General features: G+C 58.5%; 15 protein-coding genes. 8 read left to right on the plus strand and 7 right to left on the minus strand.

Annotated features, from left to right (window positions below):
- Nucleotides 1–9 precede the first annotated feature (9 nt).
- From AB3Y40_RS01755 to AB3Y40_RS01775, 5 genes are all read left to right on the plus strand, one after another.
- Nucleotides 10–240 carry an N-(5'-phosphoribosyl)anthranilate isomerase gene (locus AB3Y40_RS01755; RefSeq protein WP_369437084.1) on the plus strand — a complete coding sequence of 77 codons (231 nt, stop codon included), beginning with the start codon at nucleotides 10–12 and terminating at the stop codon, nucleotides 238–240.
- A 223-nt stretch (nucleotides 241–463) separates the two neighbouring features.
- Complete coding sequence (gene trpB, locus AB3Y40_RS01760) at nucleotides 464–1711, plus strand: tryptophan synthase subunit beta (RefSeq protein ID WP_369437085.1); 1248 nt, start codon at nucleotides 464–466, stop codon at nucleotides 1709–1711.
- Between the two features lie 174 nt (nucleotides 1712–1885).
- Nucleotides 1886–2473, plus strand: a complete 588-nt coding sequence (locus AB3Y40_RS01765) for a PepSY domain-containing protein (RefSeq protein WP_369437086.1) — start codon at nucleotides 1886–1888, stop codon at nucleotides 2471–2473.
- Nucleotides 2474–2560: 87 nt separating this feature from the next.
- Nucleotides 2561–3121, plus strand: a complete 561-nt coding sequence (locus AB3Y40_RS01770) for a hypothetical protein (protein ID WP_369437087.1) — start codon at nucleotides 2561–2563, stop codon at nucleotides 3119–3121.
- Between the two features lie 19 nt (nucleotides 3122–3140).
- Complete coding sequence (locus AB3Y40_RS01775) at nucleotides 3141–3644, plus strand: helix-turn-helix transcriptional regulator (RefSeq protein ID WP_369437088.1); 504 nt, start codon at nucleotides 3141–3143, stop codon at nucleotides 3642–3644.
- Nucleotides 3645–3647: 3 nt separating this feature from the next.
- On the opposite strand, the gene AB3Y40_RS01780 is transcribed toward AB3Y40_RS01775, so the two are convergent.
- The 4 genes from AB3Y40_RS01780 to pth are packed head-to-tail and all read right to left on the minus strand — an operon-like array spanning nucleotide 3648 to nucleotide 6308.
- The gene (locus tag AB3Y40_RS01780; RefSeq protein ID WP_369437089.1) at nucleotides 3648–4232 is read right to left on the minus strand and encodes a DUF4893 domain-containing protein; all 585 of its coding nucleotides are present in this window, start codon (nucleotides 4230–4232) and stop codon (nucleotides 3648–3650) included.
- The gene (locus AB3Y40_RS01785) at nucleotides 4216–4590 is read right to left on the minus strand and encodes a DUF2237 family protein (protein WP_369437090.1); all 375 of its coding nucleotides are present in this window, start codon (nucleotides 4588–4590) and stop codon (nucleotides 4216–4218) included. The genes AB3Y40_RS01780 and AB3Y40_RS01785 overlap by 17 nt, the downstream gene beginning before the upstream one ends.
- A 9-nt stretch (nucleotides 4591–4599) precedes the next feature.
- Nucleotides 4600–5637 (minus strand): DUF2332 domain-containing protein, encoded by a 1038-nt coding sequence (locus AB3Y40_RS01790; RefSeq protein WP_369437091.1) that lies wholly within the window; start codon nucleotides 5635–5637, stop codon nucleotides 4600–4602.
- Nucleotides 5634–6308, minus strand: a complete 675-nt coding sequence (pth, locus tag AB3Y40_RS01795) for an aminoacyl-tRNA hydrolase (RefSeq protein ID WP_369437092.1) — start codon at nucleotides 6306–6308, stop codon at nucleotides 5634–5636. Before pth ends, AB3Y40_RS01790 begins: the two co-directional genes overlap by 4 nt.
- A 230-nt stretch (nucleotides 6309–6538) precedes the next feature.
- Between pth and AB3Y40_RS01800 the strand changes: the two genes are divergently transcribed.
- Nucleotides 6539–7936: a selenium-binding protein SBP56-related protein gene (locus AB3Y40_RS01800; RefSeq protein ID WP_369437093.1), complete on the plus strand. Its 1398-nt coding sequence runs from the start codon at nucleotides 6539–6541 to the stop codon at nucleotides 7934–7936.
- 3 nt (nucleotides 7937–7939) lie between these two features.
- Nucleotides 7940–8611, plus strand: coding sequence for a hypothetical protein (locus AB3Y40_RS01805; protein WP_369437094.1), 672 nt, complete (start codon nucleotides 7940–7942; stop codon nucleotides 8609–8611).
- A 312-nt stretch (nucleotides 8612–8923) separates the two neighbouring features.
- Here AB3Y40_RS01805 and AB3Y40_RS01810 read toward each other — a convergent pair whose 3' ends face one another.
- Complete coding sequence (locus AB3Y40_RS01810) at nucleotides 8924–9652, minus strand: helix-turn-helix transcriptional regulator (RefSeq protein WP_369437095.1); 729 nt, start codon at nucleotides 9650–9652, stop codon at nucleotides 8924–8926.
- A gap of 85 nt (nucleotides 9653–9737) precedes the next feature.
- Between AB3Y40_RS01810 and AB3Y40_RS01815 the strand changes: the two genes are divergently transcribed.
- Nucleotides 9738–10067 carry a hypothetical protein gene (locus tag AB3Y40_RS01815; protein ID WP_369437096.1) on the plus strand — a complete coding sequence of 110 codons (330 nt, stop codon included), beginning with the start codon at nucleotides 9738–9740 and terminating at the stop codon, nucleotides 10065–10067.
- Between the two features lie 239 nt (nucleotides 10068–10306).
- Here AB3Y40_RS01815 and AB3Y40_RS01820 read toward each other — a convergent pair whose 3' ends face one another.
- On the minus strand, nucleotides 10307–10525 hold the full coding sequence (locus AB3Y40_RS01820) for a hypothetical protein (protein ID WP_369437097.1): 219 nt from the start codon (nucleotides 10523–10525) through the stop codon (nucleotides 10307–10309).
- A 553-nt stretch (nucleotides 10526–11078) separates the two neighbouring features.
- Nucleotides 11079–11708, minus strand: coding sequence for a TetR/AcrR family transcriptional regulator (locus tag AB3Y40_RS01825; protein WP_369437098.1), 630 nt, complete (start codon nucleotides 11706–11708; stop codon nucleotides 11079–11081).
- Nucleotides 11709–11719 lie beyond the last annotated feature (11 nt).

The raw sequence follows: 11719 nt of genomic DNA on the forward strand, positions 1-11719 counted from the left end.
AGTATGGTCATGACCCAGGTTCCCGAGTATCTGAGCGCTGCACATTGGTTGCAGCATCTGTTCAGCGCCAAAGCTGCCCAAAACGGTGGCGTGGTGCGCCGGAAGGTGCGGGATGTTGAACGCTTTGTCGGCAGGCAGGCCTTTGAAGGCGAAATTCGACGTCGCGGGTATCGCGCGATTGAAAATGGCGGCGACTACATCATTCTGTGCAATCGGTCTGATGTCCGTCAGATTGAGTGAGCGGGCGTGGTGGGTCCAAAGCCTTTGAAGGCTTTGGATCAGACCCTTTGAAGGGTCTGGGACGCGCAGGACACCCGCAGGTGCAAAGCCTTTGAAGGCTTTGCTGCAGACCCTTCGAAGGGTCTGATCCGCCGAACTGAAACTGTGCCCTGCGACCGGTTGCCGCTTTACCATTGCCGGGCCACGCGATACCTCTCTTCCGTGCAAAAACGAAGGTGGCCCGATGCCTGACGACCTGATCAACTCTTTCATGACCGGACCCGACGAAAACGGCCGCTTTGGCGACTTTGGCGGGCGCTTTGTGTCTGAGACGCTGATGCCGCTGATCCTCGACCTCGAGGCGCAGTATGAACACGCCAAAACCGACGACAGTTTCTGGGCCGAGATGCACGACCTCTGGACCCACTACGTCGGTCGCCCCAGCCCGCTGTATTTCGCCGAACGCCTGACCGACCATCTGGGCGGTGCCAAGATCTACCTCAAACGGGATGAGCTTAACCACACCGGCGCGCACAAGATCAACAACGTGCTCGGCCAGATCATCCTCGCGCGCCGCATGGGCAAGACCCGGATCATCGCCGAAACCGGCGCCGGTCAGCACGGCGTGGCCACCGCCACGGTCTGCGCCAAGTTTGGCCTCAAATGCGTGGTCTACATGGGCGCACATGACGTCGAACGCCAAGCGCCCAACGTCTTCCGGATGCGGCTTTTGGGGGCAGAGGTGATCCCCGTCACATCCGGTCGCGGCACGCTCAAGGATGCGATGAACGACGCGCTGCGCGACTGGGTCACCAATGTGCGCGACACCTTCTACTGCATCGGCACGGTGGCGGGCCCGCACCCATACCCGGCCATGGTGCGCGACTTTCAGGCGATCATTGGCAAAGAGTGCAAAGAACAGATCATGGCCGCCGAGGGCCGCTTGCCCGACACATTGATCGCCGCAATTGGTGGCGGGTCCAATGCCATGGGCCTGTTTTTCCCGTTCCTCGATGACAAAGATGTCGGCATCATTGGCGTTGAGGCGGGCGGCAAAGGCGTGAACATGAAAATGGAACACTGCGCGTCACTCACCGGTGGACGCCCCGGCGTGCTGCACGGCAACCGCACCTATCTGCTGCAAGACGATGACGGACAAATCCTCGAAGGCTTCAGCATCTCCGCCGGCCTCGACTATCCCGGCATCGGTCCCGAACACGCATGGCTGCACGAAATCGGCCGCGCGCAATATGTCTCGATCACTGACAAGGAGGCGCTGGAAGCCTTCCAGCTGTCTTGCGCCACAGAGGGCATCATCCCCGCGCTCGAACCCAGCCATGCGCTGGCCCACGTCATGAAGATCGCCCCCGATCTGCCCAAGGACCACATCATCGTGATGAACATGTGTGGCCGTGGCGACAAGGATATCTTTACCGTGGCGCGCGCGCTCGGGTTCGATATGTCAGGGCCAGAGGGGCGAAGCGTGGAATAGGCACGCGCGATAAACTGCAAGTCCAAGGGCCTAGACCAATAGTTTAGGCCCTTATGCGTTGGGTTTATGGCGACGCTCCTAAACCTTGGGACAATATCTCAGAGTGCTGTGTCGCGGCATCACCGGGGCATCGCTGCGGACGGACCGTAGCATCCGAACCAAAGGAACATGTCCATGAAAACGCTTCTGAAAGTCTCGACCGTCACCCTGTCGCTGCTGGCCGGTGCGGCGACCGCCCAATCCATCGCTGATCAGGTCATCCCGCAGCTGCAAGCGCAGGGCTATACCCGGATCGAAGTGAAAAACGGCCTCAGTCAGATCAAGGTCGAGGCCATTCGCGGCAACCGCGAGTTGGAGGTTGTCTATGACGCCCGCACTGGCGAGATCATCAAGCAAGAGGTGAACCGCGTCGACGCAGATGACGATACCGCCCCCGGCATCGAGGTCCGCAATGAAAACCGGGACTTCGTCGGCGATCGCAACCGGAATGACGATGATGACGATGACGATGATCGTCGCGGTGGCCGGGACGACGATGATGATGACGACGATGATCGCCGGGGTGGTCGGGACGATGACGACGACGACGATGATGATCGCCGGGGTGGTCGGGACGATGACGACGACGACGATGATGATCGCCGGGGTGGTCGGGATGACGACGACGATGATGACGATGACGACGATGATGACGATGACGATGACGACGACGATGATGACGATGACGATGATGATGATGACGACGATGATGATGACGATTGATCGTCGTTGCGTTCATCGCGGACGCAGATCACAATAAGAGCTGTGCCCTCGCACCAACCTGGTGCGGGGGTGACCTTGGTGGGCAACATGTTGAGATTGATCGTTATTGCAGCGCTGCTTCTTCTGTCGCCCGTCGGGGCGTCGGCCCAATCGGTACAGGATCAGATCGTTTCGCAATTGCAGGCCCAGGGCTTTACCCGCATCGAAGTGCAACGCACCTTGCTGGGCCGCGTGCAACTCAAGGCTTATTCAAACACCCTGGAACGCGAGATGGTGTTCAACCCCACAACGGGCGAGATCCTGCGTGACTTTTGGGAACCTCGCAGCAACAGCGCTGATCGGCCCAGGGTCAATGTGGTGGACCCCAACCGCTCATCCGGCAGCAATTCAGGCAGCGGCAGCCGGTCTTCCGGCGGTGACCGTGACGATGATGATGACGACAAGGATGACCGCGCTGAGCGGGACAATTCCGGCAGCGGGTCGTCAAATTCCGGGCGCGGCAGCCGGGATGACGATGATGACGATGACCGGGATCGAGACCGCGATGATGACGACGACGATGACGATGACGACGACGACGATGATGATGACGACGACGATGATGATGATGACGACGACGGTGATGACGACGATGATGATGACGATTAACTAGACGGGCATCGGGATCATGGGGCGTAGTCTGATCCTGATCGTTGTTTTGGCCGTGCAAGCGATTTGCGCGGCCCTCTATCTGGTGAACCTCTTCTCGGCCATCACCGGCTTGCGTCCCTTCCCCTGGATAGTCAACGAGCTGATCGAGCTTGGTGCGGCCCTTGGCCTGCTGCTTGGCCTTGTCTACGGCGGCCTGTTGTTGCGCCGCACCCTGCAGCGCAACGCCAAGATCGAACGCCAGTTGCAGGCGGCATCGGGTGCTTTCATGGACCTGCTTGAAGAACGATTCGAAAACTGGGGGCTTACGCCGGCCGAACGCGACGTGGCGCTTTTTGCGATCAAAGGGCTATCCACCGCCGAAATCGCCGTGCTGCGCGAAACCAGCGAGGGCACCGTGAAGGCCCAAACCAACGCGATCTACCGCAAGGCCGGCGTCAGTGGACGGCCCCAATTGCTGAGCCTCTTTATTGAAGAGTTGATGGACGGCGGTGCCACCGGATTGCGCGTCGCAGCACAGTGACGCCTAGCCGGGCGCGCGGGTCAGCCAAAGCACATCAAAATCGCTTTCCACCACCGGTGACGGGAACAGGATGCGGGCGCTATCGGGCCCGGATTGTTCGACCAACCCGACCTGCGGCTGCACTTCTCCGTTGCCAATAAATGCCGGGTGCAGCGCGTCATAGGCGCGCTGTGGCGCGTCATTCACTGTGCCCACACCCAGATAGATCATCCGCCCGTCGATGATCTGGATCGTACCGGACGTGCGCTGGCTTCCGGTCAGTTTTTCAAAGGTGAACCTGGTCCCATCCGGCGTGATCCGGCAGTCAAACTTGGCATAAGCCACCAGACTGACCAGACCGCCCATCTTGAACGTCCGACACGACCAATCGCCTGCCAGCGTGGTCTGCAGCGGGGGCAGGGGCGACCCGGCCAAAGCCTCTTGCAGCAGGTCAATGTCACCGCGACGGCCCGCGGCAAAGGCCCCCAACAGCGCTTCGCCCGCGGTGGCGTCCAAATCCGCCAGTCGCGCGGCCTCTTGCGGGCGCATGTCTTGTGCGGCAGCGGGCAGGGCGGCAAACGCCAACAGCAGGCTAATCAGTCGCATCATACTGGCGCAGCACATCAATCGGGACAATCTCAAGCGCGCGCACATGGGTGGCATGCAGATTCACTTGCGGCGCGCAGCCTTCGTCATGGGCCTGCAGAAACCGCGAGGCGCACAAACACCAGCCGTCGCCTGGGTTCAGGCCGGGAAAGCCAAATTCGGGCCGGGGCGTCGACAGATCATTGCCGACGTATTTCGAATAGGCGAGGAATTCGGCCGTCATCACCGCGCAGACCGTGTGACTGCCCGCATCTTCTGTGCAGGTATCGCAAGCACCGTTGCGAAAGAAGCCGGTCATCGGATCGGTCGAGCAGCTTTGCAAGGTGCTGCCCAGAACGTTGAAAGAGGGGTCTTTTTCCATGTCCCGACCCTAACGCGGAATGGCGGCCAACCGCCAGTCGATCCAACGCCCGTGGAAATCGGCGCGCCCCAGATCAAGCGTCACATCGCCGGGCCAAAGCCGCAGGGTCAATGCCGCCCCCCGCGTGCCACCATCGTTTTCCATCCCGAACCACGCCAGCGGCGCCTCTTCGGTTGCTGACGCTCCAGCGGCTTCAATCAGGGCAGTGCCCTGGGCCTGTTTGTCCGCCGGAAAATACTGCCACGCGATTGTGGAATAGATCAGATGCAGCACCCCGGCCTGATGCGGCAGGCGCGGCGCCAGCCAGTCAATCGCGTCGCCCTGATCGACAGCCGTTGCCGCTGCCTGGATCGCGGCGCGCGTCAGCGACAGGCGTTCTGGCTGATCCGGCCACAGATAGGCCTGCAGTCGCAGCGCATCGGCCGCAGGGTCCAGCGGGTTCAAATCCACGCCCGCGCGCATGGCCACGACGGGCCGGGTGGCGGGGGGCACGGGCCCGGACCATTCCGGCGCCAGCGTCAGGGCAGGGGCGTCAGGGCCAAAGGTCTGCCCGCCCGCCGCCAATGCATAGGCATCCCAATGCAGGTTCAGCCCACCACTTGCGCCAAGCTCGGATGTCCGCATCGGCAGGCCAAACCGTGCAGCCAGCAGATGGCCCGCACCAATCAGGGTTGCAGCGCGGCGTACCTCATTGGTTTGCGGCGCACTGTCCAGCCAAGCATTGATCGCACCGGCATCGGTCTGCAGCACCGTGCATACAGCGTCCCACAAAGCGGCATCGCTGGCCTTTTGCGGCGGATAGACCGGGGCCAGCACCGCGTGCCCTTGCAGATGCAGCGCATGCAGCGCCCCGGCCAGCCGCAACGGCACCGATTGCGCCCGCGGCCCAAGGTCACCCTCCCAGCCAAAGACCCGCTCAGTGATCAGACCCTCCGGCCAGTCCTGCGTGGCAAAAAGCGCCATCAACTGCCCCATGAAGGGCGAGCCGAGTGCGGCACAAGCCTTTGATTGGAAATCAAAAGCCTCAGCAACTTGGGGCGGCGTCACTTGAACCTGTCCATCAGTTTTTGCATCGGCGACCGGGTGTCTTCGGGCACAGGCGCCGGTTCCGGTTTCGCCTTTGGCTTTGGCTTGGTGGTAGAGGACCGGGGCGGTGCTGCCCGCAAGGCAACCGCATTCAGTAACTTGTCACCATGCCCTGCGACAAGCTGCGCGATCCCGTCCGAAATCCCGCGCAATACATCATCCAGCCAGTCCTGATCCGCCTTGGCAAAATCGCGCAACACATAGCCCGGCACGGCGTCCTTGTGGCCGGGATGCCCGACACCCAGCCGCACGCGGTCGTAATCGGGGCCGATATGCCCGTGGATCGAGCGCAAGCCATTGTGCCCCGCATGCCCCCCCCCGGTTTTCAGCCGCACCTTTGAGGGGGCCAGATCAATCTCATCGTGAAAGACAATCACATCCTCAGGGGCGAGTTTATGAAACCGCATCGCCTCTCCGACCGACTGACCAGAAAGGTTCATGAAGGTCTCTGGCTTGAGCAACAGAACCTTGTCCGCGCCAAAGCGACCCTCGCTGATCTGGCCCTGAAACTTGGACCGCCAACTTGCGAATCCATGATCATTGGCGACCCGATCCAGTGCCATAAACCCGATATTGTGGCGGTTGCCTGCGTATTTTTCGCCCGGATTGCCGAGCCCTACAATCAATTTCATACCAACAATTTATAGCGAAACCTGCCTGTGCAACAGGCCCAAACGCGGTCAATGCGGCAGTGCAGCGGACAAAGTTCTTGATTTTAGAAACCGGACTTCGTTCAATTGTCAGACATTTAGAAAGGTGGCGCCGCTCCACCTCTGCTACTTGGGCAGACATGCGTAGCGGTCATTCAAGGCAAAACCTCGCCAGGTCAGGTGTGGTTTTCAGTTATCTGGGAGGATACCACATGAATTTACGGCCAGATCCGACGTTCCACGCAACCCCGCAGCTTGCGATGGCGGCACCCACCGAAAACTATGCGTTCACCGTGATGCTAAGCCCCGACGGCGAGCAATCCGATGGGATCGCCGTGGTCGATGTGAACCCCAAATCCAAGACCTACGGCGAGATCGTGCATCAGGTCATCGTCCCCAACAAGGGCGACGAATTTCACCACTTTGGCTGGAACGCCTGTTCCTCGGCCTTGTCACCTCTGACGGGCCATGCCTTTCTTGAACGGCGCTACCTGATCGTGCCGGGCATCCGCTCGTCGCGCATCTACATCATCGACGTCAAAGACCCGCTCAAGGCCAAGATCCACAAGACGATCGAGCCAGAGGAAGTTTTTGAAAAGACAGGGTATTCCCGCCCTCACACGATTCACTGCGGGCCAGAGGGCATCTATGTCTCAACCCTTGGGGGCGGTGGCGAAGATGGCACAGATGGCCCTCCGGGCATCTTCATCATGGACTGCGAAACCTTCGAAATTATCGGCCGCTACGAGATGGATCGCGGCAAACAGGACAAGCACTACGATTTCTGGTGGAACTTGCCGCAGGATTACATGGTCAGCTCTGAATGGGGCCTGCCGCCACAGTTCGAAGGCGGCATCGTGCCGGATGACCTGCTTAGCAACAAATACGGCCACTCCATCCATTTCTGGGATCTGCGCAAGCGCAAGAACATCCAGACAATGGATTTCGGCGAAAACTACCAGATGGCGCTGGAAATCCGCCCGGCCCATGACCCGGCCAAGTCCTATGGCTTCTGCGGCGTCGTGGTCGATACCACCAACCTGCAGGGCGCAATCTTTACCTGGTGGCGCGATGACGATGGCAATTGGCAGTCCAAGAAAACCATCACCATCGACCCCCGGCCAGAGGATCCAGAGAACCTGCCACCGCTTCTGCAGGGATTTGGCGCGGTGCCGCCACTGGTCACCGACATCGACCTCAGCCTTGATGACAAATACCTTTATGTCGCCTGCTGGGGCTTGGGTGAAATGCACCAATACGACGTCAGCGATCCGATGAACCCGGTCCTTGCCGGCAAGGTCGAGGTGGGCGGCATCGCTCGCGGTGCTAATCATCCTAACGGCAAGCCCTTTGCCTTTGGCCCGCAGATGGTCGAGATCAGCCGCGATGGCAAACGCGTCTATTGGACCAACTCGCTCTATTCGACCTGGGATGACCAGTTCTACCCCGATGACGAAGGCGGGCAGATGGTCATGGCCAACAATGACGAAAACGGCTTCCATCTGGACAAGGATTTCTACGTCGATTTCCCCAAAGGCTACCGTTCACACCAGATCAGGCTGGAAGGTGGCGATTGTTCGACCGACAGCTTCTGCTACCCGAACGTCTAACCTTTGGAAGACGTGACTTCAGTGGCGGCCCTTTGGGGGGCCGTCATTTTTTCAGGCATATATCACGGCGTGAACCCCGGCATGGGCTGGCCCTTGGCGGTTTCTGCTGCGCTGTTCGAACAAAAGACGGCCGCATTGCTGCGGGCGCTTGTGGCTTTGGCCGTGGGCCACTTCATCGCGATGACCGCGATCCTTTTGCCGTTTTCGATGATGCTGACCTTGGCGCAGTACGAGGTCGAAATCCGCATCGGGGCCGGTATCCTTGTCATCGCCCTTGGTGTCTATCTGCTGATCAACCGACGGCATCCCCGGTTTCTGGCGCGGGTCAAACCAACGCAACTTGGGCTTTGGTCATTCCTCGCCGCCATGGCGCATGGCGCTGGGCTGATGCTTGTGCCGATCTACCTTGGCATTTGCGCGGTCGAAGAATTGGACGCAGGTCACCAAGCGGCAAGCACGCTGATGTCCGCCAACATCGGCATCGCCTTCACCGTGGCCTTTGCCCACACGCTTGCCATGACCTTGGCAGGGGGCGCGCTGGCCGCAGGCATGTACTTCTGGCTCGGCCTCAAATTCCTGTCCAAGACTTGGTTCAATCTTGATGTGGTCTGGGCGCTCAGCCTGATTTTGGTGGGTGTGCTGGGTATCTGGCACGCATATGCTGGTCACGGCTAAGGGCCGAAGGTTCAGAATGCGGAGATTTGCCGCCGTTGCCCATTTGGGCGTTTGCTGATGTGGCATCCGCTCGCAGGTGCGGCGCATGTTCAGTCGCGATGCGGCGTATGGCACCAATCCGGTCGTTCATCAGCGTCGATCTGAAGGAAACTGAAACCCTACGTTTGTCGCAGCTCTGTGAGACGTGCAAAGCGCTCATTACTGGCGTGTCAGTTCAATCATACCCGGGATCAAGCGTTTCTTGTCAGCGCGTCCCTGCTGTAACCGACGCTGAGTTGATTGTTTTTACCCCAACACGCGGCGCCCCAGCCGTCATACTTCGTGCGTTGGATTTCCGTCCTGTGTCGGCGCAAAATCAGCCCATGGGCGCATATCGAATGGGGTTTGTGCCAGCGTTGCTTTTGCTATTCGGTCACAGCGGAGCGTCCGCGGCGCCCCACGCAGATGATCCCAGCAAATCACGTACCAGACTGGCGGATTGACCAGTAGATAATGTGGTTCAATCTCACGGGTGGTCATCTGGCTCTGGCCATCGCGATAGTCAATCTGCAGATTGCGGCACAGTACAAAGGCTTCTTTTAGCGCGCTGCTGATCTGCATTGGCGTGGTGGAAAAGCTGTCAACGATGGCACCCGATGCCGTTGCCCCAATTCGAATACGCCTCCGCAACGTCCCGATCCGGCGCTGATCAACATGCGAGAACGAGGCCAGCAATTTACGCCGAATTGCACCGGAATGCCCCATTTGAAACGCCCCATAAGCCGTTTCGCCGATGGCCAAACCAATTAACAAATCAAGAGTTTCTCCACGGGTTAGCGACACGCGACCGATGCCCCATGTTGAAGGTAAACGAACCCCGCCACCGCGCCCGCGTTCTGCCTCAATGGGTAATCCGCGTTCGCGAAGTATGTCCAGATCACGATGGACTGTGCGCAATGACACGCCAAGTTCTTTGGCCGCGTCACGAAGGATGAGAGGGTCGTCGGATTTTAACCAGTATTCCAGCCGGTCCAGACGTTCGATACGTGCGTGTGTTCCCATAGACCAAGCGTCGCATAAAATATGCCATTTTTTGGCATATTACCCTCTTACAAGCAAGGAATCAGAACCTAGAATTGGAGAACACATGACACAAACCATCCTTGAGCTTGCCACGATCACACTTGCCGACGGCAAATCCGAAGCAGAGTTGCTTCGCGCGTCCGAGGCCTTTCAGAGCGAATTTCTAGATCATCAAGACGGCTTTCTGCGCCGCGATATGGTGCGCCGAGCTGACGGAACATTTACAGACATAATCCTCTGGGAAAGCCGCGCCAAAGCAGACGCCGTGTTTGAACGCGCGATGCAATCCGAGGCGGCCGGCGGCTATTTCGCTCATATGAAAATCGACCCCGAAAAAATGGATGAGGGCGTCGAACACTGCGCCGTTCTGCGATCATTCAAAGCAGAACCCTGAAGACTTGCAATCCGCCGTCGGTATCTTGAGGCAAGGGCGCGTTTGCGCAAATGCGCCTTTGGCTCACCTGACTGGTTTCACTTTGCCGCGCGTGATTTACGATGCGAGATGCTTGGGATTATCAACCCCTCGACCGTTCCATTTTCTCAGTTGCAGCATGGTTTGTAACGCAACTTTTCGGCGCTCTGAAAGTCGGGATCACCGGCAATCCCACTTATCAGATAGCCCAATTTCAGGTTCTAATCCGTTGGAGAACCCAAACCCGAAATTCCCCAGTCGGCTTCTAACGCGCTGCGCATGGATTGAATGACTTCGGGTGTGATCCGATCGGCAAGCTCTTGTTCAACACATTCGAGGACACTGCGCGCATCGTTGGCGAAACGATTGCCCTTCTCCGTCATAACAATAATCTTTTGATTGTGCCGCACAGTGTCCTGGTCCAGTTCAAGGAACACCATTTTCTGCAACTCCGTGGTTGTGCGGTACCGGTGTCGCCAAGATGTTCCAGCGCATTGAGAACGCTCAAGGAATACCACCGAGACGCTTATTGAAACAGAAGGTTCAATGGCGCGCACCTCGCCATCGGCATTAAACCTAACCCGAAATGGGTACAGACGGGAAAATCATTTGTTGGAAAATGTCTTTGCGGAAACGTCATCTACCTTGCCAAAGGGCCGCTCGTCGTTGGTGCGCAGTGCCTTTGTGATGAATGCTGGTGATTGAGGGGAGTGGGCCACTCCGTTGGTGCAATGCTCGCGGCAAAAGCGGTATCCCTTGAGGGCGCGTTGTGTGTGTTCATATATCCCTCAGGTTAAGGCTCAACTGTCGCCAAAGTGTTTTGTGCAAACTGCCGTAGTTCAATCAATGGTACAAACACGCGCGCACCGAACCATCTAACTGTGACCCTCAGCCCGACTGGACACCCGAGGGCTAAACAATACCAGCTTTCGCCGGGATTATGAATCCCTCCAATCCAATCGGTAATACTGCAGCAACTCGGAAACGATTTTGTTATAGCGTGTTGGGCAAAACCCCGACGACCCTCATGTGTCGCTGAGCCGCGACAAGTATTGCCTCTTGCTCCGCCGCCTGGGTCTGCAATCGAGCAAGATTGAGTGCGCCAGCTAGCGCGCCCAGAAGTGCCGCTCCCGACATTTGAATTGGAGGGGTACAGCCAGCAAGCGCGGTGTCAATTAACGCAATTAGGGACCTTGTTCCCGTTTCCAATGCGGTGCGCTCGGCAGCCGAACAGCGATGCACATCCCCACTGAGCGCCGCGACGGGGCAACCGCCTGCGGGGTTCTGGACGTGTTTCATGGACAAATAGCGTTCTACAAAACAACCGAGGGCGTCGCGTGCCGACATGGTCTCCAGATCATGCTCAAGCCGCGAAGTATATGCATCAAAAGCGCGTCGGGTGGCCGAGATGGCAAGATCTTCTTTGTTTTTGAAGTGCCGATAAAATCCGCCATGAGTCATGCCAGCCGATGTCATGACCTCTGACAGGTTCAACCCCGCATAGCCGTTCAGTCGCAACTGTTGTGCTGCGTTCTCCAACAGGTTTTCGTGCGTTTTCTCTTTCGCGGCCTTTGACACTCTCGGCAAAATTGGCTCCTTGACAATTTTGATGATGGCTATCATCTAAACAAATA

It is taken from the genome of Yoonia sp. R2331 (genome assembly GCF_041103235.1).
Taxonomy (GTDB): Bacteria; Pseudomonadota; Alphaproteobacteria; order Rhodobacterales; family Rhodobacteraceae; genus CANMYO01.

Excerpts from the sequence above, each read along its gene's own strand:
- AB3Y40_RS01755 (WP_369437084.1), top strand. The coding sequence starts at position 10 with ATGACCCAGGTTCCCGAGTATCTGAGCGCTGCACATTGGTTGCAGCAT.
- trpB (WP_369437085.1), top strand. The coding sequence starts at position 464 with ATGCCTGACGACCTGATCAACTCTTTCATGACCGGACCCGACGAAAAC.
- AB3Y40_RS01765 (WP_369437086.1), top strand. The coding sequence starts at position 1,886 with ATGAAAACGCTTCTGAAAGTCTCGACCGTCACCCTGTCGCTGCTGGCC.
- AB3Y40_RS01770 (WP_369437087.1), top strand. The coding sequence starts at position 2,561 with ATGTTGAGATTGATCGTTATTGCAGCGCTGCTTCTTCTGTCGCCCGTC.
- AB3Y40_RS01775 (WP_369437088.1), top strand. The coding sequence starts at position 3,141 with ATGGGGCGTAGTCTGATCCTGATCGTTGTTTTGGCCGTGCAAGCGATT.
- AB3Y40_RS01780 (WP_369437089.1), bottom strand. The coding sequence starts at position 4,232 with ATGATGCGACTGATTAGCCTGCTGTTGGCGTTTGCCGCCCTGCCCGCT.
- AB3Y40_RS01785 (WP_369437090.1), bottom strand. The coding sequence starts at position 4,590 with ATGGAAAAAGACCCCTCTTTCAACGTTCTGGGCAGCACCTTGCAAAGC.
- pth (WP_369437092.1), bottom strand. The coding sequence starts at position 6,308 with ATGAAATTGATTGTAGGGCTCGGCAATCCGGGCGAAAAATACGCAGGC.
- AB3Y40_RS01800 (WP_369437093.1), top strand. The coding sequence starts at position 6,539 with ATGAATTTACGGCCAGATCCGACGTTCCACGCAACCCCGCAGCTTGCG.
- AB3Y40_RS01810 (WP_369437095.1), bottom strand. The coding sequence starts at position 9,652 with ATGGGAACACACGCACGTATCGAACGTCTGGACCGGCTGGAATACTGG.
- AB3Y40_RS01815 (WP_369437096.1), top strand. The coding sequence starts at position 9,738 with ATGACACAAACCATCCTTGAGCTTGCCACGATCACACTTGCCGACGGC.
- AB3Y40_RS01820 (WP_369437097.1), bottom strand. The coding sequence starts at position 10,525 with ATGGTGTTCCTTGAACTGGACCAGGACACTGTGCGGCACAATCAAAAG.
- AB3Y40_RS01825 (WP_369437098.1), bottom strand. The coding sequence starts at position 11,708 with ATGATAGCCATCATCAAAATTGTCAAGGAGCCAATTTTGCCGAGAGTG.